Here is a 25,712-nt window from a genome sequence, read left to right on the forward strand (position 1 = left end):
TATGTGAGATTACACAATGACAGAAGTGCAGAAATTAACAAATAACAAAGAAATTATTGCTTACCTTGCGGAAAAGTTTCCGCGCTGTTTTTTCCTTGAAGGTGAGGCAAGACCGTTAAAAATCGGGATTTTCCAAGATTTAGCTGAAGCCCTTGCTGATGATGAAAAAGTGAGCAAAACCCAATTGCGTCAAGCATTGCGTTTATATACAGCAGGTTGGCGTTATTTATATGCTTGTAAAGAGGGGGCTGAACGCGTTGATTTGCAAGGTAATCCTGCAGGCGTATTAGAAAAAGAACACGCAGAACACGCCGCACAAAAATTAGCGGAAAGCAAAGCAAAAGTAGCGGAAAAACGTGCTGCGGAACGTGCGGCAAACCCAAAAACCAATAAAAAGCCAGCGCGTCCAAATAGTAACAAAGCGAATGGCAAAAAAACGAATAGACCTAATTTAGTTGCAGTAGATCTTGCTACTTTAACGCAAGGGGCGACAGTAAAAGTCAAAGCAGGAAATAGCACAAAGCGTGCCGTGGTTTTAGAAGTGGTGAAAGACAATGTACGTGTTGAACTTGAAAATGGTTTAACAATCTCTGTCACCGCAGAGCGCTTATTTGCATAATTCTCGTTATTTATTGAGTTAAGTAAAGAAGTCATCATTGTGATATTTACTTTGATTAGGACATTTGAATGAAATTTAATAAAAGAAAAGGCTACTTAGCCGGTTTGCTGCTAAGTGCCTTATTTGTTAATGCGGATCTTGCCGTTGCTGTTGCCCCTAAATTGAAGGCGGCAGATATTGTCATTCCAGAACCAACTGAAACGAACCAGTTGGTAACAAAGCGCGTTGCAACGCGTTTAACCCAATCTCATTATCGTAAGTTTCAGTTAGATGATGACTTTTCGCAAAAGATTTTTGATCGCTATTTAAAAAATTTAGATTTTAACCGTAATACGTTCTTGGCTTCAGATGTGGCAGAAATGCGCGCTAACTATGGCGATAAGCTAGACGATCAGCTTAACCAAGGTAAGCTAGATATGGCGTTTGCGATGTACGATCGAATGATGAAACGCCGTTATGAACGTTATAAATATGCCTTATCTCTTTTAGATAAAGAGCCAAATCTCAGCACAGATGAGCAAATTGAGATTGAACGCAAGGATGCAGCTTGGCCAAAAACGGAAGAAGAGGCCAATGCACTTTGGGCGCAACGCGTTAAAAATGACATTATTAACTTGAAGCTCAAAGGCAAGAATTGGCGTGAAATCAAGAAAACCTTAACCAAACGCTATGATTTAGCGATTCGCCGTTTAACACAAACGAAAGCTGATGATATTCTTCAAGTATATTTGAATGCCTTTGCGCGCGAAATTGATCCACATACCAGTTATCTTGCACCAAGAACGGCAAAAAGTTTTAATGAAAGTATGAATCTTTCTTTAGAAGGGATTGGGGCAACATTACAGTCGGAAGATGGCGACACGATTATAAAATCCTTGGTCGCTGGTGCGCCAGCAGATCGCAGTAAAAAAATTAAGCCGGGAGATAAAATCGTAGGCGTTGGGCAGGCGAAAGGGGAAATTGAAGATGTTGTCGGTTGGCGTTTAGATGACGTGATTGATAAGATTAAAGGGAAAAAAGGCAGCAAAGTTCGTTTAGAAATTGAACCAGAAAAAGGTGGTAAATCCCGTATTGTTACCCTTATTCGAGATAAAATTCGTTTAGAAGATCAAGCCGCCAAATTAACCGTTGAAAAGGTGGAAGGTAAGCAAATTGCCGTTATTAAAATTCCAAGTTTTTATCTGGGCTTAGCGGAAGATGTGAAAAAACTGCTTGTGGAAATGAAACAGAAAAATGCACAAGCATTGATCATTGATTTGCGTGAAAACGGTGGCGGTTCATTAAAAGAAGTGGTTGAATTGACCGGCTTATTTATTACCGATGGGCCAGTGGTTCAGGTGAGAGATGCTTATCAACGCATTCGTATTCACGAAGATCCAGATAATACGCAAGCGTATTCAGGGCCATTATTGGTGATGATTAATCGTTTTAGTGCCTCTGCGTCAGAAATTTTTGCCGCGGCAATGCAAGATTATAACCGAGCTATCATTATTGGGCAGAATACCTTTGGTAAAGGCACGGTTCAACAAAGTCGTCCATTGAATTTTGTGTTTGATTCTGAAGAAACGCCAATGGGACTTATTCAATACACCATTCAAAAATTCTACCGTATCAATGGCGGAAGCACTCAGTTGAAAGGCGTTGCGCCAGATATTACTTTCCCTTCAGTCATTGATTTGAAGGAATATGGTGAAGAAAAAGAGGACAATGCATTACCTTGGGATAAATTACCACCTGCCCCTTATTCAGAGGCAGGAAATGCAAGAGAGGCCGTTAATGCGTTAGAAGCCCCGCATATTGCTCGAATGGCAAAAGATCCTGAATTTATAGCCCTTAATGAAGATCTTAAAGTATTGGATGCACGCCGTGAGCGTAAATATTTATCATTGAATTTTGCAAAACGTAAAGCAGAAAATGATAAAGATGATGCAAAACGCTTGAAAGACCTCAATGCACGCTTTAAACGTGAAGGCAAAAAGCCATTGAAGAAACTGGATGATTTGCCGAAAGATTATGAAGCGCCTGATTTCTACTTAAAAGAAGCAGAAAAAATGGCGATGGATCTCATTAATTTTGATGAAAAACATCCTCTTTCGGAAAAAGAGGTTACGCCGAAAAAATAACTAAATTTCTCACCGCACTTTTATAAGTGCGGTGCTTTTTATTGTGATTTTTATATTTAAGGACTCTAGAATGTTAAAAACGACTTCATTTAAGTTAGTTAAGTTCGCAACTTTACTGATGTCTTGCGCTTATGTGGGGAGCGCGTTATCGACAAATACGGTGGCAGTGGTAAATCTTGGAAAGGCAGTAAAACCAGCAATGGTTAAACTGACCAATGAACAGCTTTTGCTTGAACAGAAAGTGATCGCAGAAAAAATAGTGGCACTGCGTAAAGCTGAAGATGATCGCTTAAATCTGGAGCAGCAACAGGGTTCAGAACAGCGTTTAACGGATATTATTGGCACACAACCGTTAATGTTTAAATCTGCCGTTGCCAAAATTTATACACAAAATGATTATATTTTGCTATGGGAAGATAAAAAAGCGGAGAAACAGTTTTTACGCGAGTATGCGGCATTAGTTGCGAGTGGCATTTCTCGTCAATCTGCACAGAATTTAGATCGTATTTACAATGCTGAAGGCAAAGATCGTTTGGTCTATGATATTTTGCTGACTGACGCTTTCCTTGATTATCTTTATTATTCACAAAATGTCTTAAAATCTGCACAGAAATGGTTGTATTCTCCAACAGCGTATAAAAGTGCCGAACCGACTGAGCAGGACATTTACCGTTGGTTAAGTGCGGTGAAAAATAATCAACATTTTGAATTTGTTGCGCAGCTTGCGGGGAAAAATAGCTTATATCGTCAAACTTTATACCAGCTAGAAGCGTTAATTTCTTCAGGAAAAATAGATCCTAATCAACGCTATAAATTGGCGATCAACACACAGCGTTTAAGAATTTTACCTGAATTCTATAATGGTATATTTGTTAATGTACCAAGTTATCAGCTTAATTATTATCGTAATGGTAGACTGGTGATGAATTCACGCGTTATCGTAGGTAAACAAGCGCGTAAAACGCCTGTGATGTACAGCAAGTTAAGCAATGTTGTGGTCAATCCACCTTGGATACCAACCACACGTTTAATTGATGAAGATCTTGTACCAAAAATCAAACGCGATCCGGGTTATGTGGCACGCAATGGTTATACGATTACAGATGGTTCTGGGCGTATCATTGATCCGCATTCCATTAACTGGGAAGCAATGGGCAACAAATTCCCTTATCGTATTCGCCAAGCACCCGGGGATAGTGCATTAGGGAATTATAAATTTAATATGCCAAGTGCTGATGCGATTTATTTGCACGATACCCCAAACCATAATTTATTTAACAAAAAAGATCGTGCCTTAAGTTCAGGCTGTATTCGCGTTGAACAATCTGATCAGTTAGCCAGTATTTTATTGAAAGAAGTCGGTTGGTCTGATGAGCGTAAGCGTAACGTGCTGGGCAGTAAGAAAACCACTTCTGCCAATGTTGGGTCAGAGAATCCTGTTTATCTTTATTATGTAACGGCTTGGATGAATGGTGGAAAATTACATACCTTGCCAGATATTTATGGCTATGATGCTGTACCAAATCTGAACTATGTAAACTGGAATGCGGTAAAAAAATATTTGATGTAATTCCTAGCACATTGAAAAATGATAACGATTATTAAATTTTTTACTTTTTTATGAACTAATTAGAAAGTGCATAGTCGAAAAATAAATAATTGTAAATTTAGCGTAAAGAATAATTGATATGAGCGAAATTAATCAACAACGCCGTAAATGGCTTTCCCTTGGAGGGATTACTTTAGGTACCTCGTTATTACCTAACTCAGTATTAGCAATGGCATCAACAGCGAAACCACGCATTCTTAACTTTAGAAATATTAATACAGGTGATCGTTTCACTGGGGAATTTAGTCCGACAAAAGGGTTTTCTACGGCAAGTCTGAAAAAGTTGGATTACTTATTACGCGATAAACGTAATAATCAGATCCGTCGAATGGATCCTAAATTATTTAATAAGTTTTACCAAATTCAAAGTCATTTAGGTTTGCGCAATACAGAAATTCAGATCATTTGTGGCTATCGTTCGCCTGCGAGTAATGCTGCAATGCACCGAAGAAGTCGTGGTGTTGCAAGTAATAGCTACCATATTCGTGGACAAGCAATTGATTTTCGTATTGATGGTGTACCATTAGCGCAGGTTAGAAAAGCCGCAGAAAGCCTTAATAATGGTGGTGTCGGGTATTATCCTAGAAGTAATTTCGTGCATATTGATACAGGCCCTGTTCGCACTTGGCGTGGAAGCTGATTTACACTATCTTTTATAGAAAACCGCAAGTAAGTTTGCGGTTTTCTTATTTCAATTTAAACAGTTTTAGTAAAGGAAATAAAATGAATATTGAAATTATCCCAGTTACCGCATTTCAACAAAATTGTTCAATTATTTGGGACGATGAAAAAAATGCTGCAATTATTGATCCCGGTGGTGAAGCCGAAAAGCTCATTAAACGGATTGAAGAACTAGGATTAAATCTAAAATTGATTTTGCTTACTCATGGTCATTTAGATCATATCAGTGCAGCAGAAAAACTGAAAAATCATTTTAATGTGGAAATTTGGGGTTCGCACGATGCCGATCGCTATTGGTTTGAAGGCTTACCACAACAAGCAGAACGCTTTGGAATGTTATTTGAAACAAACGCTTTTTTGCCTGATCGCTGGTTAAATGAAGAAGGGGAAATCATTAAAGTGGGGGACTTCAATTTTGAAGTGTTGCATTTACCGGGGCATACACCGGGGCATATTGGTTTTATTGAGCATAGCAAAAATATTGCATTTACTGGTGATGTATTATTCCAAAATAGCATTGGGCGTACAGATTTCCCCGGTGGCGATCACCAAACTTTGCTGAACTCAATTAAAGAAAAACTCTATCCATTACCCGATGAAATGATTATCATCGCAGGCCACGGAAATTACACTACCATTGGAAAGGAAAAGAAAAGCAACCCGTTTTTGCAGGGAATGTAGAAAAATCAAAGTGGTGTTCTAAATAACAAGAAAGGGAGTATTGTGCGTTTACTCCCTTTTTTGTTTATCTCTTTTATTTCAAAACCAAAATCGGTTTTTTACCGTAACGTGCCACTTTGACAGTGTTGCTACTTAAGCCTTTGGCATTTGGTTTGCTGCTGGCGAGCATAATGATGAGATCTACTGCTTTTTCATCGGCGATGCGGTTGATTTCTTCGTAGATCGTACCGTGGGCAACGATATGCTGCACTTTTGCTCCTGCTGGAAAGTGGGTTTTAGTGAATTCGTGCAGCGTTTTATTCGCCTCTTCAATCACGGATTTATCAAAGTTTTTCGGTAAAAAGGCGGAGACAAAGCTGTCATCAATAGGTTCAATAATCGTCACAACACGGTAAATTGCATCGGGGTTATGGTTAGTAAGCTGTAATGCGGTATCTACGACATACTTCGCACTTTTTAGATTGCTGAGATCAATGGCGATAAGCAGTTTGTTGTACATAATAAGATCCTTTTATTCGGTTGCGGTTTTTACATTGGGTAAATTTATAAAATTTTGACCGCACTTTAATTGCAAAGTGCGGTCAATTTTTTATTGTTTTTTCTCTCTACGGCGTTGATTAAATCCAACGAGAAGAATAATCAACAAGCCGGGAATGAACATCCATTCTTTGGCGATAGCCACTTTCGGTAAGGAAATATCTAATAAGGTTTGATCCCAATTTAATCCCGCTTTGGCAGCAGGGGAATCAATTTCAACCATATCAATAATCACTTTTGGCGTGGTTTTACCCTCAATTTCAATGGTTTCATCGGTATTGAGTAAGGTTAAACCAAGTTTGTTAAGGCGTTCCTCACCTGTTTTTCCTTCTGGTACGCTGAGTTCAGAGTAAAACTCAATTTGCTTTCCATAAGGATTGGTACCCGCGACTTTTACTGTAATTTTTTCATTCACAGGCACGTTTTCCAACGCTTGTGCCAAGTGAACAGGTTCAATATGGTAAGACGTTGGGGAAATATATTCCATAAAGAAACCTGGGCGGAAAATGATAAATGCCGCAAAAATTAAAGCAAAGGTTTCCCACAGTTTATTCTTCGTGATGAAATAATTCATTGTCGCAGAGGTAAAGGCGAGTATGGCAATGGTAGAGACCACGGCAACCAATATGCCTTTTGCCCAGCCCACATCAATTAATAGCAGATCTGTATTAAAGATAAATAAGAATGGCAAGATTGCGGTTCTTAAGCTATAAAAGAACGCCACTAACCCTGTTTTTATTGGATTGCCTCCCGATACCGCAGCGGCTGCAAAAGAAGCAAGGCCTACTGGCGGGGTTACGTCTGCCATAATGCCGAAGTAAAAAACGAATAAATGTACGGCAATCAGTGGGACGATTAAGCCATTTTGTTTTCCGACTTCGACTATAACCAGCGCCATTAATGATGACACGACGATATAGTTGGCAGTGGTTGGCAAGCCCATTCCAAGAATTAAGCTGAAGATTGCCACAAGGATAAGCATAAGCAAGATGTTACCCATTGAGAGCATTTCGATAATGCCTGAAAGTTGCACGCCAAAGCCAGTCAGAGAAACCACCCCAACGATAATTCCTGCCGTTGCAGTAGCGATTCCGATTCCGATCATATTTCGCGCACCGGTTTCTAATCCATCAACAAGCGAATGAAAACCTTGTTTAAACTGATCTTTGCTAATCGGTTTATTGCGGAAGAAGTTAAGCAACGGATGTTGAGTAACGAGAATAACCATTAAGGTAACAGTTCCCCAGAAAGCAGAAAGACCCGGTGAGAGCATTTCAACCATTAAGCACCAAATGAGGACGACCACTGGAATCAAATAATGTAACCCAGCATTTACCGTTGGTTTTGCTGAAGGCAGTTTTACCACGGGGGAGTTAGGATCATCAATTTCTAAATCAGGAAATTGTGCAACACGGCGAATTAATGCTAAGTACACTAAAGCCAATGCGATAGCAACAATCAAAAAGCTATGTTCAGGTGCGATAGTTTTGATCCAACCTAAGGCAAATTTGACTCCAATAACTAAAACAATGACGGCTAGAATTGTGCTCACTAATTTTAGTAAGGTAATTAAGAATGGATTTGGTGGATCTGTTCTTGGTAAACCGTGCAAGTTCATTTTTAATGCTTCTAAATGCACAATATAAACCAAGGCAATATAAGAAATTAATGCTGGTAGTACCGCATAGGTAATAAGTTGGCTATAAGGCATATTGACATATTCAATCATCAAGAAAGCAGCAGCGCCCATTACTGGTGGCATAATTTGCCCATTCACGGAAGAGGCAACTTCTACTGCGCCTGCTTTTTCTGCGGAAAAGCCAACACGTTTCATCATTGGAATAGTGAACGTTCCTGTGGTTACGACGTTAGCAATTGATGAACCTGAAATAAGTCCAGTTAAGCCTGATGACACCACGGCGGCTTTAGCCGGCCCACCACGCAGATGACCTAAATAAGCAAAAGCGGTTTTAATAAAATAGTTACCTGCTCCCGCTTTATCTAATAATGCCCCAAATAAAACAAAGAGGAAGACATATTTAGTAGAAACCCCCAATGCAACACCAAACACCCCTTCAGTGGTTACCCATTGCTGGTTCACCATTTGCGAAAGTGAGCCTGAACGGTGGCTAATGATCCAATCCGTTGGCAAAAACTGACCAAAATAGTTATAAGCTAAAAAGACGCTAGCAATAATCACTAAAGGTAAACCAAGGCTACGGCGACAAGCCTCTAACAGTAATAATACACCAAGGCAGCCTGCGATAATATCTTGCGTATTAGGCGCACCAAAACGTGTTACTAAGCCTTCATAAAAGAAAATGTAATATGCCCCTAAAAATGCGCCAAGCGTAGCAAAAAACCAGTCTAACAACGGAATGCGGTGTTTTGGCGAAGTCGCAAACGCAGGGAAAGATAAATAGGCTAAGAACAATGCAAAGGCAAGGTGGATCGAACGTGCTTTAGTATCATCGATCACCACATTAACATCTACCCCAAAATTTCGTATGACTTCTTGTAGCCAAAATGGAAATGGCGAGGTGTAATATAATTGAAATAATGACCATAAAATTGCGGTAATAACAATCAGTTTCCTGCTTGCACCAGTAGGATTTCGTCCGCCTGAATCATTGGAGGCGACCATATCTTGCAGATCATCGTAATCCATTTTTTTTGTGGATTCGGACATAAAATCTCCCGAAAAATTTGAAATAATGAAAACGGAAAAAGGCAGGGCTAAGCCTGCCTAAATAATAAAGATGAGATTATTGTAACCAACCGCGTTCTTTATAGTAACGCACCGCACCTTCGTGTAATGGAGCAGAAAGTGCGTTTTTAATCATATCTTCTTCTTTAAGATGAGCAAACGCAGGGTGTAAACGTTTAAAACGATCGAAGTTATCAAATACCGCTTTAACTACCGCATAAACTTTGTCATCAGGCACATCTGAAGAAGTTACTAAAGTGGCATATACCCCGAAAGTATCTACTGGATTATCTGTACCACGATATAACCCACCCGGAATAGTTGCTTTCGCATAGTAAGGATTTGCCGCCACTAAACGATCAATCGCTTCACCTGTTACAGGAACAAGATGAGCATTACAAGAAGCCGCTGCTTCTTTCAACGCACCATTTGGGTGACCAACGTTATAGGTAATCGCATCAAGATTGTTATCACACATTACTGATGCCATTTCAGCAGGTTTTAATTCAGACGCCACTTTAAATTCTTTGTCTGTCCAACCTTTCGCAGCCAAAATCACATTCATTGTTGCGCGCGTACCAGAACCCGGATCGCCCACATTCACGCGTTTACCTTTTAAATCATCAAAAGAATTAATATTTGAATCATCACGCGCCATTAAGGTGAACGGCTCTGGGTGAATTGAGAACACTGCACGCAATTTATCATTTTTCTTACCCGCAAAGGAGCTTGTACCGTGGTAAGCGTGATATTGCCAGTCTGATTGCGCAATGCCCATTTCCATTTGATCTGCCGCAATGGCATTTAAGTTTGCTACAGAAGCACCAGTTGAAGGCGCGTTACATTTAATATGAGTTTTTGCGGTATCACGATTTACTAATTGGCAAATGGATTGCCCCACCACATAGTAAACCCCGGTTTGACCACCAGTCCCGATGGTTACAAACTGATCTTCCGCTTGCACAGAAAAAGAGGTGGCTGCTACGCCCGCGATAAGAGAGAGTTTTAATAATTTTTTCATTTTTACTCCTTTACTGTTTAATTTATAGAAGGCTTAATCACTTTAGAACAAAAGCTTATGCCTAAGAGATGTTGTATTGCCCTAAAATTTTTACAAAAAATTTACAGACGAACAAGATATACCCTAGATTGCTTCTTGTTGCAATCATTTTTTACACGAGTGCGGTAGGGTTTTGACGAATTTTTATCCATAAAAATGAAATATGAGGAACTTTTTTATAAAAAAGGAAACTAATAGGAGAATTCACGGGAAAGCGTTCCCATCTTCCCCCCGCAAGGGAATCTTCATTAACCTAAGGAGTTAAAATGAAAACATTAAAATCGGTATTAGCATTAAGTTTAGCAATGGCAGTATCATCAACCGCCTTTTCTACAGAAAAAGTAGGCGCAACTGACGCGGTAAAAAATACCGTTCAAACAATGAAACAAGATGCAATAAAACAAGGTAAAACGTTTGCCACAGAAAAAGCCAGTAAAGTAAAAGACAATGTTCTTGATGCGAAAAGTGCGGTAGAAAATAAAGCAAAATCCGCTAAAAAACTAGGCGAAGATAAAGCGACTTTAGTGAAAGAAAGTGCAACAAAAGCTAAAGATAAACTGGCAGAAAGTAAAAAAACCGTTGAAAGCAACGCTAAATCAGCGAAAAAATCGCTAGAAGAGAAAGCGGGGGCAATAAAAGCGAAGGATAAAATGACTGATAGCAAAAACTCAGCTGAAACTAAAGCCAAAGAAAGTGCTAAATCCGCCGCTGAAAAAGTGAAAACAAAAGCATCAGATAAAGCTAAATCCCTAACAGAAAAAGCGAAAACTTATGCAGGTGAAAAAATCAACATCAACAAAGCAGATGCTAAAACATTGCAAAACCTTTCAGGTATCGGTGAAGCAAAAGCAAATGCCATTGTTGAATACCGCAATAAAGTAGGAAAAATTAAATCTGTGGAAGAATTATCTAATATTTCGGGGATTGGCGAAGCAACGATCGAAAAAATCGCTCCTTATTTAAGTTTCTAAAAATTTGTAAAAAAACTACCGCACTTTGATCTGTTCCCCAAACGTTGAATACAGCCAACGAAGGAGCAGATTTTTATGGAAATAGTATTTAACAGCATTTAAATGGCAGGCGATTTCGTTAGTTTCCACAAACAGGGGATGGTTTTTGTTAGGTTACTGGCTATTAATCATAGCTAATGATTGTTTCCTTTCCTAGACATCTAGGATTTGGGAACAGGCAAAGTGCGGTGTTTTTTTGAAAAATTTTGTCAAAAAGTACCGCACTTATTTTTCTTTGTTAGATCTTTAATTTACTTTCTGCTTCTTTGGCTTTTATCAAGAATTGCTTGCGTTCCGCTGTGGACATTTGGCTACTTGTGCCGGGTAATTTCACGGTGAGGGGATTAACGGGGCGACCATTAATGTGAAATTCATAATGTAAATGAGGTCCAGTAGAACGCCCTGTATTGCCCGATAATGCAATACGCTCACCGCGTTTCACACTTTGTCCCGCTCTAACTAATGAACGGCTTAGATGCATATAAACGGTTTGGTATTCACGCCCGTGGCGAATCATAATATACCGACCCGCACCATTAGCTTGATAGGCGACTTTTTCAACAATGCCGTCAGCAGGTGCGATAATAGGGGTGCCGATAGCCATTGAGAAATCCACACCGTTATGTGGACGAATTCGTCCTGTAACAGGGTGACGTCTAGCTGGATTAAATGGCGAGGAGACGCGTGCTTGGCGTTGCATTGGATAACGCGCAAACCCTTTACCCAGTGTTTCCCCTTGACGGTTATAATAACGCCCATTGCTAGACTGAATGGCATAATAGCTTTTTCCGCCAGAGCTGATATGGATTGCTTCCACATTGCCTTGCCCAGTGAGTCTGTTATCCAAATATTCACGGGAAACCAACGCGGCAAATTTATCCCCTTGTTTGAGCTTTTTCATACTAATTTGCCATTGCAACGCGCTACCTAATTGAGCAATTTGTTTTGAATTCAGTCCTTGAGCTTTTAAGCTGCTAGAAAATGAGCCTTTAATTTGACCTTTTAGTACCTCTTTTTTCCATACACTTTTTTTCTGCAAGATTTGGCGTTTAAATTTGCCTTCAGCAGTACGTTCATAAATGCGTTCTTCTTTTTCTGAAACCAGCCAGTTGAGGTATGCTAATTCACCGTCTTTATCTAAAATCCAATAGAACTGTTGCCCTGCTTTAAGATTTTTTAGCTCTGGATAAGCCGCAATAAGAGTTTTACTCGTTTCATCTTCTAATCCTGATTGTTCTAATACATCTTTCAAGGTATCACCTTTTACGACGGTATAGCTAAATTGATCTTTGATCCGAATAGCTTGATCGACGGCATCAAGCAAATCCTTGACGGCATTTTTAGCATCTTCCGGTAAATCGGCAAATTCATCCTTTTCATCAAGATTGACTTGTTCCACTTCGTCATCTTTACCTTGCAGATCATCGTCATAAGAGGTGGCTTCATCGGTATTTGGTTTTTGGGGGCTTGCGGTATCGGTTTGGACATCCTTGAATTTATTACTCGGTTGGCTAGCTTGAGTTCCATTGAGCGGCTTGTATTGTACTTCATCAGAAGATACCGCAAGGGGATCGGTTTTTGCATTGTCTTTGACGCTTAATACAATGCCAATGAAAATAGATAATATCGCCAAAAGGAAGACTGCCGCTTTAATTCGCGACTTTCTTTTTCGTCTATCCCTTGCTAGTTTAACGTGTTGCACTATCTATTTCCTTTCATATGTTGATTAAAACTTGCATTCTAGTATGACCCATAAAGTGCTAAAAAATTCCTTAGCACTTGCTGAAAAAGGATTTAACTGAATAAATCCTAAGTTTCTCAATGAGAAACTTGTTAAATAGAATAAAATGGGCTATTTTAAGGAAATTTTTCATAATGTATAGAGATAAAATGCAAATTCACGCCATTAAACAGCCATTAATTGAGTTAAAACACATTAATGTGCAATTTGAACAACGAAATGTTTTACAAAACATTAACTTATCTCTTTATGCTGATTCTGTTCTTACTATTGTAGGTCCGAACGGGGGAGGTAAATCCACCTTGCTGAAAGTGTTGCTTAAATTAATTAAGCCAAGTTCAGGGGAAGTGATTTATCACAATAATGTGCGTATTGGTTATGTGCCTCAGAAAATTCATCTTGATCATAGTTTACCCATAACAGTAGAAAAATTTCTTTCTCTTAAACAGGGAACAACCAAGAAAAGTATTCAAGAAACGCTCGATTTACTTTCTATTTCTCATTTACGACAGAACGCGATGCAGAAATTATCTGGTGGCGAAATGCAACGTGTTTTGTTGGCAAGGGCTATTTTAACTAAGCCTAATCTCTTAGTGCTTGATGAACCAACGCAAGGTGTGGACATTTCAGGTCAAGCCGAATTGTATCAATTAATCCATAAAATGCGGCAAAAATTAAATTGTGCGATTTTAATGGTATCGCACGATCTACATATTGTGATGGCAGATACCAATGAAGTATTGTGCATTAATCAGCATATCTGCTGTGCGGGAACACCTGAAATTGTTTCAAACGATCCAACATTTAGGCATTATTTTGGCAACCAATTTTCACAAAATATTGCGCTTTATACACACCACCATAACCATAAGCATAACCTACACGGTGAAGTGTGTTGTGGTAAAAATTTTCAGTTAGCGCAATGCACGCATAAAACGCAGAATTAAGGAACATCGATGCTTGAAATTTTACTTCCAGCTTGGCTAACAGGTATTTTGTTATCTTTTATTACCGCACCATTAGGGGCATTTGTTGTATGGCGCAGAATGGCTTATTTTGGCGATACACTTTCTCATTCTGCTTTGCTTGGTGTGGCAATTGGTATCTTTTTACATCTTGACCCTTATTTAGCCATTTTAATTATCACGTTAATTTTAGCCATCGGGATGGTATGGTTAGAAAGCCGAACTCAATTCTCGGTCGATACCTTGCTTGGGATCATTGCACATAGTTGCCTTTCTCTAGGCGTCGTCACGGTGGGACTGCTACAAAATGTCAGAGTGGATTTAATGAATTACCTATTCGGAGATCTCCTCGCCATTAGCTATGAAGATCTTTACCTTATCGCTATCGGGGTACTCGTGGTCGTTGGTTGTTTATGCTATTACTGGAAACCGTTACTTTCTACCACTGTTAGCCCAGAACTTGCCCAAGTTGAAGGTATTAACATTCGTAAAATGCGTTTTGTCTTGATGATTCTCACCGCCTTAACTATTGCGTTAAGTATGAAATTTGTTGGTGCTTTAATCATTACTTCACTTTTGATTATTCCAGCCGCTACCTCACGCCGTTTTGCTCGCACCCCAGAGGCAATGGTCGCCATTGGTGTATTTATTAGCATTCTCGCCGTGTCTTTGGGGTTAATACTCTCCGCTTTCTACAACACCGCCGCAGGTCCTTCAGTGGTCATTAGTGCCACTTTTTTATTCTTGCTTTCTTTATTTAAGAGAGAAAATGGTTAAAAAACAGACCGCACTTTTAATAATAAATAAAAATTGAAATTAACCCATTATTGTAATGGGTTAATTGTTCGTTCTATTTTATTTTGCAAAATTTGTTTTATGATCATAGCGATCAAAATGAATTGTCTCACTTTCTAAATAATCAACAATCTCTTTTGGAATCAGAATACCGTTTTTCTGGCTTTGTTTACGTTTAATCACGGAAAGCTCACCCGGGTATAACACTTTATCTGTTTTACTATTAGGTTTAATTGCATGAAGTTCATTGAGCATTGTGCTAATACTTTGTTTAAATCGTTCAAGTCCAACAAATTTATTTGGATCGATGACAATAAACGCCATACCTAAATTTCGACCTTGCGAGAGATCAGTGTACATTGAAGAAACGTGTTTACCAAATGGTAAACCAAGTAATACTCCAGATAAAACATCAACTAACATCATTAAACCATAACCTTTAGGACCAGCAATAGGTAATAAACCGCTGACTTTATAAGGATCTGTTGTAGGATTACCATCGTTATCAACTGCCCAATTGTCTGGAATTGAAATATTTTTGCTTCTTGCATCAAGAATTTTTCCCCAAGCTTGGACGGTCGTTGCCATATCAAAAACAACGGTATCATCATTGTAAGGTAATCCAAATCCAATAGGATTTGTTCCAAAATAGTTTTTTGTTCCGCCGAATGGGATAACCATTGGATCAGATTGGCACATCGCAATTCCTATTAACCCAGCTTTTGCTATTTTCTCTAAATAATATCCCATCGTGCCAACATGGCTTGTTTTTGAAATACCAACCATTGCAATACCTGCATTTTTACCTATAGCAATAATATCTGGTATAGCTTGGTTTACGACAAAATGACCAAAACCATTATCACCATGAATAATCGCTGTACTTGGGCTGGTTCTTTCTATATGAATTTTTGGGAAAAGTGTTACCCCTTTTTTCATTATCCTTTCAGCATAATACTCAACTCTCATTACTCCATGAGAATGGATACCAGACTCATCAGCATAAAGTAGGTGATTGGCTGTTTCTACGGCTTGTTCTTTCGGCAATCCAGCTGCGGTAAGTTTTTTCCAGATTAAATCATGGAGTTGATTACTCGATAAGGTAATTAATTGAGTCATAAGCATCCTCCTTATGTCCTTAAATGGTGATATTGTTTATGTAGTGATGTTATATTTATTCTAAATAAAAATAACAACTATCCTAAATTTTTAATTCTTAGCTGGTAATTCGCGTGCCTGCTTTACCAGATAGCGCTTCAGAGGCGAGTTGTAAATCTGCGATAAGACCAATTCGTCCTTTTTCTGATTTAACGAACTCAATCACTGCATCTACCTTAGGCTGCATAGAGCCTTTGGCAAAGGTATATGTGGCTAGTTTATTTGCATCTATTTCATCTAATTTTGTTTGCTCCGGCGTTCCCCAATTGAGATATATACCGTCTCCATCCGTTAAAATGACTAAATGACTTGCTTGAATTTGGGTTGCTAACAGTGCAGCGGTTGCATCTTTATCAATAACACAATCAATATTACTAAATGTGCCATTAATTTGTGTAACTGGGATTCCCCCTCCGCCGCCACAAATAACAATATTGCCATTATCAAGTGCGGTCTTAATTGCGGCACTTTCTCTTACTTTGATTGGTTTTGGCGAAGCAACCACACGACGAAAATGTTGGCCATCAGGTTTTATTGACCAACCATATTTTTCAGCAAGGATTTTTGCTTCAGATTCTGAATATATCGCACCAATAAATTTAGTAGGATCATTAAAAGCAGGATCATTGGCATCAACTTCAACATGTGTAAGTATAGAAACAATAGGTTTATTCGTTACTTTACGCAATTCTTGTACTAGCATTGTTGCGATCATACCTTGAGTCTCAGAAACTAGGCAGCTTAAAGGATAAGCAGGAACTTCTTTATAATTATCATTCTGTTGAGCAAGTAAACCAACTTGTGGACCATTACCATGCACAATCGCAATTTGGTATTTTTCGGTGAGTTTGCCTATTGCGTTAGCCGCAATTTGGATATTTTCTAATTGGTTCTCATAAGACATTAATTGTCCACGTTTCAATAAGGCATTACCGCCAAGGGCAATGACGATAGTTGGTTTCATTATATTTTCTCCTGTTGTAATGTAAGAAGGGTAGTTTTCATACCTAATAAAGTATCCACCCCTGAACTATGACCATAATTCAGGAAGGTTGCTAAGGCGAAAGGAAAATTTGTTCCTGATGTAGTCAATTTGTATAAAAAACGGTAAAAAGGATAAGAAACGACACCTTGTAAAGCAGATAGAATAAAATTCGCACTAAGATATGTTGTGTTCTGCAATAAAAATTGAGGCTGCAAATAAGAACCTAGCATCGGAAAATAAGGTTCTTTTTGCCCTTTCAAATATAAGATCGCTAACATTCCAATGAGAGAATCATCAAAACTTGGCGTAAGCCCAAGCCCAAACCCAATTGAATGGATAAGTTCGAGCGTTGTGGCTTTATTTGGTTTTATCAAAAAATGCGTAATAAGCCCAAGTCTTTTTTTCTGTTCTAATGGATAATCAGAAAAATTGGGATCAAAATTTTTTAAATAAAATTGATGATTATCTGGAATATTCCGAGTATGAAGTGTTGTATTGAGTATTCTACCTGAGCATATTAGATAAGCGTGACTATTTAAAACTAAGCGATCTTTTTTGCATAGAATAGTCTGTTTAGGTGTTAATGTATTATATAGATACTGAAAATCAGTATGTGATACAACAATTCCAAAAGGCGTCATATAGCGTACAGAAGGATGAATAGAAAATAATTGTCCTTGTGCGTTCACAAAATTAATCGCTTTACGATGAAGGCTCAATACTGAGTAATCACCGAAAGCTGAAAAATGATGCGCATAAAAACGAGAGATTATTTTCATTGTGTTAAAAGGGCGGGAGATATCCGCCCCTCTCCTTGCTATTTATTCTATTTCTTCGGCTAATGCTTCTAATGCGGCTTCAAAACAAGCTAGAGGCGCACGAACGGTACCGGCTCCAACCTGTCCAATGCCCGGATCTTTATGTGCTATTCCTGTATTAATTAGAGGGGTAATGCCCGTTTCTACGACTCGACGGATATCTAACCCAACACAAGCCCCTTTAAAATCCCAAGTTGGAATAAGCAGCATTTCATTATTATCTAAATAAATTTCGCTCATTTCTTCTGAAACATCGAGAGCAGCGTCAAAACCTCCGGCTCCAACAAAGCGTGTTACACCCGGTGCTGCGATCATTGCTGCACCACCAATCCCAAAGGTTTCAGTAATTGCACTATCTCCAATATCTGGATTAGCATCATTTTGCGTAAATCCAGTGAAGAACAAACCTTGGGGCGTATTAACTGGTGCGGTGAACCAACGATTGCCTAATCCACTGACACGTATTCCAAAATCTTTACCATTACGAGTAAGAGCAGTAACAACAGAACCTTTACCTACGGTCGCAGCGGCATCCATTACCGCTTTACAATATGCCATTGCAAGATTAAGAAAGAATTGATCCGTTGCACTTAAAAATTCCATCACTTTGGTTAATTCAGATACATCGCGTTTTTGTTTAAAAATAAGTGGTGCAAGTGTTTTTGAAAGTAATGCTGAGGCGGCAATATTACGTTGATGAAATTCATCACCCATTGTAATCGCCTGTGCCATTAATGCAGTGAGATCTAAGCCTTCGGGTAAACTTTGTAAAGCCTCATTAAGCACTGGGGCTAAATGATCTCTCATCCACTGTAAACGCGTTTGAACATCAAGACCATAAGCCCCAAAACGCATCACTTTCCCTATTCCTTCATTCAAATTACAGTAAGAATAATTTCCATGGGTTTTATTTTTTAGCACTGATACTGGCATATTTGCAGAAGTGATTCCTCCCATTGGACCAACTGCATTAACATTATGACAAGGCATAAAGCGCACTTGTCCTGAAGCCAATAATTCTCTGGCTTGCTCTTCTGTTTCTGCCCATTTTTCATAGAATGCGGCACCAATACAAGCACCTTGCATTGGCCCGGTCATTTCATCCCAAGTTATTGGAGGACCCGCATGTAATAAGAGTTTTCCTTCATTAAATTCTGGAATAACCTCTTTTGCTAGCTTTACCCCTAACCAAAATGGTCTAGCAGATTTAATTTTAGTGATAACTTCTTGATTTGCTTGATTAATATCGTATTTCATAGTGATTTTCCTCTTTAGGATAATTTATTAAGTAACTGGATCATTTTTGCATTGCCACCCGCAATAGGCGCCCAACGATAATGGATTGCTGCCGCTTGGCAATGTAGTAAATCTTCCGCAAAATTCGTTAATCCAATATTAATAACTTTTGGTTCTGCTAAGAGATTGTTTTGCGAAAAGCCTTGGTGTGTAGTTAATGAAAGCTGTCCTGCAATCAAAGCCATATCTACCGCCTCTTGTACACTATTGGCAACAATAATGTCTTCTGCCTCTAATGCTTGAATTTGTGCTTGACGATTTTGTGGATCTTGATCAGTACCAGTAACTGTTGCTATGACGACAAATGGCTCTGTTTTTTGTTTGCGTAAGGATGTAACAGCTTCAATCACCGCTTTAGCTGGGTCAGCACAGCTGCCATAACCAAGCACCACATCAACAAGTAATATGCCAAATGAGTCATCTTTTAAGGCTAAAATTTGATCTGTGCGAGTAGAAGGATCAATCATCGGGTGAGGACGTCCTACGGTGTAGAAATCATCACCTAAGTCAATAATTTTGTGATTTTGTGCATTAAACATTAGCCCTTTATCGTGAGATGTTTCCAGTTTTTCATCTAATGCGTCAGCAAGTAACATCGCTGCCTCTGCTGCTAATGTTCCTCCTGTATAAAGCCCACGGATAGAGGTAAATGTTAATGCTTTGCCTAATTGTTTAAATAAGGAAAAAACTTTTTGAAAATGCACCGCACTTTTTGCTGCTTCATCAAGGGTATAAGCTAAGTGAACTCCTCCACTTAAACGTTTCTGTTCAGGCTTATCTCCTAAGAAAATAGCAACAACAGGTTTTGTAAGAGATTGCATTTTTTCTATTATACGCAGACGTACATTTGGTGCAGGTGGTTTAGAGACGAAAGTAATGACTTGTGTATTTTCATCATTTTCTAATAAATCTAACGCCATTTCTGCACTAATACCTCCGACTTTTTCAGACAAATCTCGTCCTCCTAAACCAATAGCGTGTGTAATACCAGAACCAGCTAGTGCAATTTGAGAGCATAATTCTTGGATACCTGTACCTGAAGCACCAACGATACCAATATTGCCTTTTGGCATTTTATTGGCAAATGCGAGAGGAATTCCGGCAATATAAGAGGTTCCACAATCTGGCCCCATAACAATCAGATTTTTACGTTTAGCTTTCTGTTTCAACGCAATTTCATCTTCAATAGACACATTGTCAGAAAACATCATGACATTCAAACCTTTATCAAGCGCTTGATTTGCTACTCCTGAAGCGTATTCTCCAGCAATAGAAATAAGAGCAATATTAGCATCAGGTAATGCTTTTTCTGCACGCGCCCAACTACGCACAGTGGGTAATTTTTTACCACGTGAAGCATTTGCTATATTGGCAAGCTCATTGTCTAAAGCATCTGAAACTTCAGCTAATATCACCTCAGAATCTGCGGTATTCATAGTTTCAATGGCAATACAAATATCATTTGGTGTTGCTTCATTAAATAGGTCATGCCATAGACCTGTTGTTTTAAACAAATCTTTATTTGCTGGTGTTCCCATCATTACGGAAACTTGTTTTACTGATTCCATTGCAGATAATGTTTTTGAAATAATCATCAAACTCACAGAATCTTGGAAACAATTTGATTTAATTGCTGCTGTAATCATATAGTTATCCTCAATTTTTAGTAGAATGCTTTTCTTTGATAGAAATAAAAGCTATCAAGCCAATAGTAAGTAAGACGGCAGATAGATAGAAACTAGAAGCTAAGCTACCCGTACTATCACTAATAGTGCCTGCTAAAGTAGGGGCAACAACGGATGAACTCATACCAACGAAGTTGTACACACCAAAAGCAGATGAATATTGTTCTGGCTTAACATTGTCTGCGACAGCGGCTACGAGAATGGGATCTAAGGCTAATTTACCAACCAAACCATAGAGACAAATAGCGGCAATCACCATATTCGTTGTAGGCAAATAACCAATACAAGAAATACTAATAATTGCAGCAATGAGAAGTGGTGCTGCAATAATTTTACGCTTACCTAAGTGATCGGAGAGTTTTGCCCAGAGTAATGCCCCGGGAATAGATACCCAAGCGACAAGTGATGAAATGGAACCAATTTCACTGCCATCAATACCACGTTCAGCTTGTAAATAATAAGGTAGCCAAGTAAGAATGACGAAGAAACCAAAGAGCGAGCAGAACACTGTGACATAAATTTTAAGTAAATCTTTATTATGAATAAGCTCTTTAATGCTTGCTTTTGGTGCTTCAATATTTTCAGCTTCTTTCTTTTCTTTAACCTTTTCTTTTACAAAAAAGAGAATCAATAATCCTACGATGACGGTAGGCACTGCCATAACATAAAATGGCATACGCCAGTTGTAACCGAGATCATAGACCAACCAGCTTGCGATGATAAAACCAGCAGCAGTACCTACAGCCATACCAGAATTGATAATTGCGGCACCAAATGAGCGTCTTTCCTCTGGAATTTGTTCGCTAGATAAACCAAACTGTGGACCATAATATGTACCTTGACCGGCTCCTGTTATTCCACGGGCAAATAGCATCATTGTTAAATTTTTTGCCCAACCACTGACTGCGGTAAAGATACCGAATAAAATGAAGCCCGGTACCAATACTTTTTTCTTACCTATTTTATCTCCCAAGATACCAGATGGTACTTGAAAAGCCGCATAGACAAAAAAGAATGCTGAGCTGATTAATCCTAACTGCGTATTTGAGAGAGAAAATTCTTTTTGAATATCACCCATTACAGGATTAAGGATGGTGCGATCAGCATACATAAAGATCCAGCCTAACCAGAACATAAATACAGTAATCCACCAAGCGGGAATGTGGAATTTATTATTTTTAGGGATATGATTATTCATAGATAACTCCTATATAAAAGAAAAATTTCATACGGCTTAATTTAAAGAAATTACAATCTGACTTTCTATATGAAAAAAATGTTTTTAGTCTATTTTTTAAAAAAATTAAACAATCAAATATTGATCTTTAAATCTATTTAATTTATTTATTTAAATTAATTATAAAAATCTTGCGCTAGATAAAAAGTGATATATTAGTGCTACGGTTTTTCTCTTTTGGCAATGGTGATAGTATGAGAATTATAGTTAGGTGTTTCTTATTCTTCTTGTTATCTATAGTAGGCGTATCTCATACATATGCAGCAATGCGTATTAGATTTCATCATGATATGAGTTCAACTAGCCCTGTTCATTATGGTGTAGAAAAATTTAAAGAGAAACTTGATGAACTGAGTAATCATAAAATTCAAGTTAATATTTATCCGAATAATGTCTTAGGTGATGACATTTATTCCACAGAGTTATTACAATTGGGTGTTATTCACGCGGCAGTTATTCCAACTTCAAAATTAGCAAATTTTCATCCTCCATTAAAAAAACTCGATTATCCATTTATTTTTAAAGATAAACTGGATGCATACCAAAAACTAGATGGCGAAATGGGGAATAAACTTATTCAGGATTTGAATAAAAAAGGTATGATTGGTTTAGGTTTTTGGGAAGCTGGCTTTAAGCAAATTACTTGCAATAATGTATTTCAACGTCTGACACCAGATAATCCTTATCCTTTAAATGGTATTTCAGTTAGAATAATGTCTAGTCCAATTCTTTTTAGTCAATATAAAGCAGCTAAAGCCCTCCCTTTAGTGATACCGTTTAGTGAACTATATGTTGCACTTGAACACGGTATCGTAAAATGCCAAGAAAACCCTATAACGACTATTGCAACAACGAAAATTTATGAAGTACAAAATGAGCTTTTACTCAGTAATCATGCTTATCTAGGCTATGTATTTATTGTATCTAAATCTTGGTATGATACGCTTTCTTTAGAAGATAAGTTGCAATTAAGAAAAGCTGAACAATACGCTCGTAATTTACAAAGACAGCAAGTTAGCAACTTAGAAGAGAGTTATTTAAAGGAAATTTTAACAAATAAACATATTAGAGTTGTTTCTCCTGATTACATTTCTACATTAAGAAAAAACTTTTTATTATCAACTTATTGAATGTAAGGGGTAGCTATGCTTGTGAGGTATATTGAAAGAATTTGTATAGGACTACTGATAGTATTGTTTCTGTTGTTATTATTAGAAATAATCTTAAGATCAATGTTTAGTCTCTCAATTAAGTGGTCCTATGAAGTGGCTAGAGTAATAATGATTTGGGATGTTTTTTTAGGTGCTTTATTACTAAATATTAAAAATGATCACATTTCCATTTTATTATTTGATAATAAAAAGTTTGCTTTTGTAAAGCTTATAGTAGAACGTATTGTTTATCTTTTTATATCCGTGTTCTCTATTTATTTTCTCTCAATCATTATCCCTTTCAACCAAGTTTCTCCTACAACAGGATTACCACAATGGACAAATTATCTTATAATTCCATTTGTATTTATAATATCTTTGTTGATTAGATATAAGGAGGGTGAATAAATGAGTTTTTTACTGCTTTTTTTATGTCTTTTTTTATTAATTTTATTAGGTATTCCTCTTTATATAAGTATTTTATTCTCTTGTATAGGCTATATTCTATTGCGTGGTGATATTGCTGTGGGTCTCATTATACAGCAATTATATAGTGGTATTGATAAATATTCTTTATTAGCCATCCCACTTTATATTTTGGCTGGGAATTTAATTTGTTGTTCAAAAATTGGTGAACGCATTGTTTCATTTTTGAAAGTGTTATTATCACCATTTTATGGTGGAGCAGGCATCGTTACTGTTCTAAGCGCTTTATTCTTTTCTCTTATTAGTGGTTCTGCGCCAGCAACTGTATTAACAGTAGGAAAGTTAATGCGCGAATCTATGTATTCATCAGGCTACTCAAAAAACTTTACATTAGGACTGATAATTAGTACTGGCTCTCTAGGTATTGTTATTCCACCTAGTATTTTTCTTATTGTTTATGGGGTGGTAACCAATACCTCTATCAAAGAGCTTTTTATTTATGGAGCTTATACGGGATTTATTTTTGGATCAGTATTCCTTATTAGTACTATTTTTTATGCGTGGTTCAATAATATAAAAAGTGACAGAGAAATTTCAGCAAATAAGTTTTATAAAGAGCTAAAAAATGGCTTTCTTGCATTATTACTGCCATTTATTGTCATTTTAGGCATTTCTACAGGTATTACTAGTCCAACGGAAGCAGGTATTGCAATCCTTGTTTATGGGCTATTCTTAGGTTTTTTTGTATATAAAGATCTCACTATAAAACGACTATCTAAAATAGTATTAGATTCAGTAAAAACGACAAGTCAAATAATGATTATTATGACGTCTGCTAGTTTACTGGGGTGGCTATTAGCGGAAAGTAATTATCTTGATGTTGTGCATGAGTTCTTTTTGGGATTTGAAAGTAATGTGATACCGCTCATTTTAATTAATATTTTATTCCTATCACTTGGTATGATTATTGACATTACTTCCCTTGCTGTAATTTTAAGTAGTGTTATTATGGTGATTAGTGCCGCAACAAATATTCCTCTTATTGCAATTGGTGCGATAATGGCAATTAATGGGGCAATTGGGATGTATACGCCACCATTTGGTTTAAGTTTATTTGTGGCGAAAGAAATTGGTGCCTTGAACTATGAACAAACAGTCAAACTCTTATTCCCTTTTTACGCAATATCTTTATTTGCATTGATTTTAGTCAATATTTTAGTCAATATTTTAGTCATCAATATGGTATAACTTTATTTGTAGATATTGCTACTTGGTAGTGATATTGAGTGAAAGGTAATTTAAAAAATTTTACATACTCAAGTGACAACTAACTGTATGATGTATTGTATTAATTCTTTATTACTAGAATGGATACTCTAATCATCAATTAAGTATCAATATCTTAGATAACAAGGAGTAGTTATGTCAAAATTTGATATTAATGCCATTGAGACTTTTCTCACTTTAGCTGAAAATGGATCTTTCAGTGTTACTGCAAAAAAGTTACATAAAACAACCGCCACAATAACTTATCGTGTAAAAACCTTAGAATCTCACTTGAACGTTGCATTATTTCATCGTAATACAAGGCAGGTTAGGCTCACGAAAGAGGGAGAACACCTAAAGCAACGTTTAGAAATGATGCTAGATGATATGAATAACTTAAAAACCGAATTAGTACAAATTCATCAAAATATTGAGTTATCATTTGACATTTCTATCAATAATCTAATGTATGATAAATATACGGTATCCGCTTTGCTTGGTTTTTTATCTAAAAATTACCCCAAAACGCATTTTAGAGTTCGGAGAGAAGTTTATAATGGTGTATGGAGTAGATTACTTTCTGAAAAATCTGATTTCGCAATTGGTGCCCCCGGTTGGACGCCTATTAGCAATCGCTTAGATCATTATCCAATGGGAGAACTTATTTGGGTCTTTGTTGCTTCGCCTAAACATCCAATCCGCCATTATCACGGACTTTTATCCAATGATATCTTAAGGCAGTTCACTGCAATTAATGTCGCGGATACGAGTATCCATATCAGAAAACGAAAAGGTTGGTTATTGAAAGGGCAACATGAAATTGTTGTCCCTAACCTTGCAACAAAACTAGCTATGCATATTGATGGTATTGGTGTAGGCTTTCTCCCTTATTCGCTTGCTAAACCCTATCTAGATTCAGGGCAGCTTATAGCCCGACAAGTTGCTCATCCAAGAGCAAATTCCCCTTTTTGTTTTAGTTGGTTGAGAAAGGAAAATGGACATATTACTCAAACATTGGCGACAATGATCAAAGAGAAACATCCTATTATGTGGAACTTCACCCATCATCTGGATTTATCTAAAGTGAGCAACTATGATAAGCCTACTCGCTAACTTATTGAAATATAGGCTTTCTTTAAATAGAAAAAAATTTCCACTTTCC

General features: G+C 37.6%; 22 protein-coding genes. 12 read left to right on the forward strand and 10 right to left on the reverse strand.

The features are described from left to right. Positions 1 to 16 precede the first annotated feature (16 nt). The 5 genes from proQ to L5B83_RS06890 all read left to right on the forward strand — a co-directional run bounded on the left by proQ (position 17) and on the right by L5B83_RS06890 (position 5,713). Positions 17 to 619: an RNA chaperone ProQ gene (gene proQ, locus L5B83_RS06870; protein ID WP_265777966.1), complete on the forward strand. Its 603-nt coding sequence runs from the start codon at positions 17 to 19 to the stop codon at positions 617 to 619. 68 nt (positions 620 to 687) lie between these two features. After that, complete coding sequence (gene prc, locus L5B83_RS06875; protein ID WP_265777967.1) at positions 688 to 2,742, forward strand: carboxy terminal-processing peptidase; 2,055 nt, start codon at positions 688 to 690, stop codon at positions 2,740 to 2,742. A 70-nt stretch (positions 2,743 to 2,812) separates the two neighbouring features. Beyond that, the gene (locus L5B83_RS06880; RefSeq protein WP_265777968.1) at positions 2,813 to 4,312 is read left to right on the forward strand and encodes a L,D-transpeptidase family protein; all 1,500 of its coding nucleotides are present in this window, start codon (positions 2,813 to 2,815) and stop codon (positions 4,310 to 4,312) included. A 118-nt stretch (positions 4,313 to 4,430) separates the two neighbouring features. After that, positions 4,431 to 4,991, forward strand: a complete 561-nt coding sequence (locus tag L5B83_RS06885) for a YcbK family protein (RefSeq protein WP_265777969.1) — start codon at positions 4,431 to 4,433, stop codon at positions 4,989 to 4,991. A gap of 83 nt (positions 4,992 to 5,074) precedes the next feature. Continuing rightward, on the forward strand, positions 5,075 to 5,713 hold the full coding sequence (locus L5B83_RS06890) for an MBL fold metallo-hydrolase (RefSeq protein ID WP_265761847.1): 639 nt from the start codon (positions 5,075 to 5,077) through the stop codon (positions 5,711 to 5,713). A gap of 73 nt (positions 5,714 to 5,786) precedes the next feature. On the opposite strand, the gene L5B83_RS06895 is transcribed toward L5B83_RS06890, so the two are convergent. The 3 genes from L5B83_RS06895 to L5B83_RS06905 all read right to left on the reverse strand — a co-directional run bounded on the left by L5B83_RS06895 (position 5,787) and on the right by L5B83_RS06905 (position 9,978). Continuing rightward, positions 5,787 to 6,212, reverse strand: coding sequence for a universal stress protein (locus L5B83_RS06895; RefSeq protein WP_265777970.1), 426 nt, complete (start codon positions 6,210 to 6,212; stop codon positions 5,787 to 5,789). Between the two features lie 90 nt (positions 6,213 to 6,302). Then, entirely contained in the window at positions 6,303 to 8,939 is a 2,637-nt protein-coding gene (locus tag L5B83_RS06900; RefSeq protein WP_265777971.1) for a TRAP transporter permease, read from the reverse strand. Positions 8,940 to 9,015: 76 nt separating this feature from the next. Then, positions 9,016 to 9,978, reverse strand: a complete 963-nt coding sequence (locus tag L5B83_RS06905) for a TAXI family TRAP transporter solute-binding subunit (protein ID WP_103852985.1) — start codon at positions 9,976 to 9,978, stop codon at positions 9,016 to 9,018. A gap of 305 nt (positions 9,979 to 10,283) precedes the next feature. Here L5B83_RS06905 and L5B83_RS06910 point away from each other — a divergent pair, with 305 nt between their 5' ends. Then, positions 10,284 to 10,988 (forward strand): ComEA family DNA-binding protein, encoded by a 705-nt coding sequence (locus L5B83_RS06910; protein ID WP_265777972.1) that lies wholly within the window; start codon positions 10,284 to 10,286, stop codon positions 10,986 to 10,988. A 277-nt stretch (positions 10,989 to 11,265) separates the two neighbouring features. On the opposite strand, the gene mepM is transcribed toward L5B83_RS06910, so the two are convergent. Further along, entirely contained in the window at positions 11,266 to 12,729 is a 1,464-nt protein-coding gene (mepM, locus tag L5B83_RS06915; RefSeq protein WP_265777973.1) for a murein DD-endopeptidase MepM, read from the reverse strand. Between the two features lie 188 nt (positions 12,730 to 12,917). On the opposite strand from mepM, the gene znuC reads away from it, so the two are divergent. Both znuC and znuB read left to right on the forward strand, forming a co-directional pair. After that, on the forward strand, positions 12,918 to 13,715 hold the full coding sequence (znuC, locus tag L5B83_RS06920; protein ID WP_265778393.1) for a zinc ABC transporter ATP-binding protein ZnuC: 798 nt from the start codon (positions 12,918 to 12,920) through the stop codon (positions 13,713 to 13,715). Positions 13,716 to 13,724: 9 nt separating this feature from the next. Next, on the forward strand, positions 13,725 to 14,510 hold the full coding sequence (gene znuB, locus L5B83_RS06925; RefSeq protein ID WP_265777974.1) for a zinc ABC transporter permease subunit ZnuB: 786 nt from the start codon (positions 13,725 to 13,727) through the stop codon (positions 14,508 to 14,510). Positions 14,511 to 14,588: 78 nt separating this feature from the next. Here the strand turns inward: znuB and allD are convergent, their stop codons facing one another. The 6 genes from allD to L5B83_RS06955 all read right to left on the reverse strand — a co-directional run bounded on the left by allD (position 14,589) and on the right by L5B83_RS06955 (position 21,668). Next, complete coding sequence (gene allD, locus L5B83_RS06930; RefSeq protein WP_265777975.1) at positions 14,589 to 15,647, reverse strand: ureidoglycolate dehydrogenase; 1,059 nt, start codon at positions 15,645 to 15,647, stop codon at positions 14,589 to 14,591. A gap of 97 nt (positions 15,648 to 15,744) precedes the next feature. Continuing rightward, complete coding sequence (locus L5B83_RS06935) at positions 15,745 to 16,650, reverse strand: carbamate kinase (protein ID WP_265777976.1); 906 nt, start codon at positions 16,648 to 16,650, stop codon at positions 15,745 to 15,747. Beyond that, the gene (locus tag L5B83_RS06940; protein WP_265777977.1) at positions 16,650 to 17,360 is read right to left on the reverse strand and encodes a DUF2877 domain-containing protein; all 711 of its coding nucleotides are present in this window, start codon (positions 17,358 to 17,360) and stop codon (positions 16,650 to 16,652) included. Before L5B83_RS06940 ends, L5B83_RS06935 begins: the two co-directional genes overlap by 1 nt. Positions 17,361 to 17,492: 132 nt before the next feature. Continuing rightward, positions 17,493 to 18,746, reverse strand: coding sequence for a DUF1116 domain-containing protein (locus tag L5B83_RS06945; RefSeq protein ID WP_126371462.1), 1,254 nt, complete (start codon positions 18,744 to 18,746; stop codon positions 17,493 to 17,495). 14 nt (positions 18,747 to 18,760) lie between these two features. Continuing rightward, on the reverse strand, positions 18,761 to 20,431 hold the full coding sequence (gene fdrA / locus L5B83_RS06950) for an acyl-CoA synthetase FdrA (protein WP_265777978.1): 1,671 nt from the start codon (positions 20,429 to 20,431) through the stop codon (positions 18,761 to 18,763). Positions 20,432 to 20,441: 10 nt separating this feature from the next. Beyond that, positions 20,442 to 21,668, reverse strand: a complete 1,227-nt coding sequence (locus L5B83_RS06955) for an MFS transporter (protein ID WP_265777979.1) — start codon at positions 21,666 to 21,668, stop codon at positions 20,442 to 20,444. Between the two features lie 233 nt (positions 21,669 to 21,901). On the opposite strand from L5B83_RS06955, the gene L5B83_RS06960 reads away from it, so the two are divergent. The 4 genes from L5B83_RS06960 to L5B83_RS06970 all read left to right on the forward strand — a co-directional run bounded on the left by L5B83_RS06960 (position 21,902) and on the right by L5B83_RS06970 (position 25,663). Next, complete coding sequence (locus L5B83_RS06960; protein ID WP_126371468.1) at positions 21,902 to 22,837, forward strand: TRAP transporter substrate-binding protein; 936 nt, start codon at positions 21,902 to 21,904, stop codon at positions 22,835 to 22,837. Positions 22,838 to 22,852: 15 nt separating this feature from the next. Beyond that, positions 22,853 to 23,266 (forward strand): TRAP transporter small permease, encoded by a 414-nt coding sequence (locus L5B83_RS12435; protein ID WP_442780626.1) that lies wholly within the window; start codon positions 22,853 to 22,855, stop codon positions 23,264 to 23,266. Further along, positions 23,267 to 24,532 carry a TRAP transporter large permease gene (locus L5B83_RS06965; RefSeq protein WP_265777980.1) on the forward strand — a complete coding sequence of 422 codons (1,266 nt, stop codon included), beginning with the start codon at positions 23,267 to 23,269 and terminating at the stop codon, positions 24,530 to 24,532. 174 nt (positions 24,533 to 24,706) lie between these two features. Next, positions 24,707 to 25,663 carry a LysR family transcriptional regulator gene (locus L5B83_RS06970; protein WP_265777981.1) on the forward strand — a complete coding sequence of 319 codons (957 nt, stop codon included), beginning with the start codon at positions 24,707 to 24,709 and terminating at the stop codon, positions 25,661 to 25,663. Positions 25,664 to 25,712: the final 49 nt, after the last annotated feature.

The organism is Avibacterium sp. 21-599 (assembly GCF_026226765.1).
Taxonomy (GTDB): Bacteria; Pseudomonadota; Gammaproteobacteria; order Enterobacterales; family Pasteurellaceae; genus Avibacterium.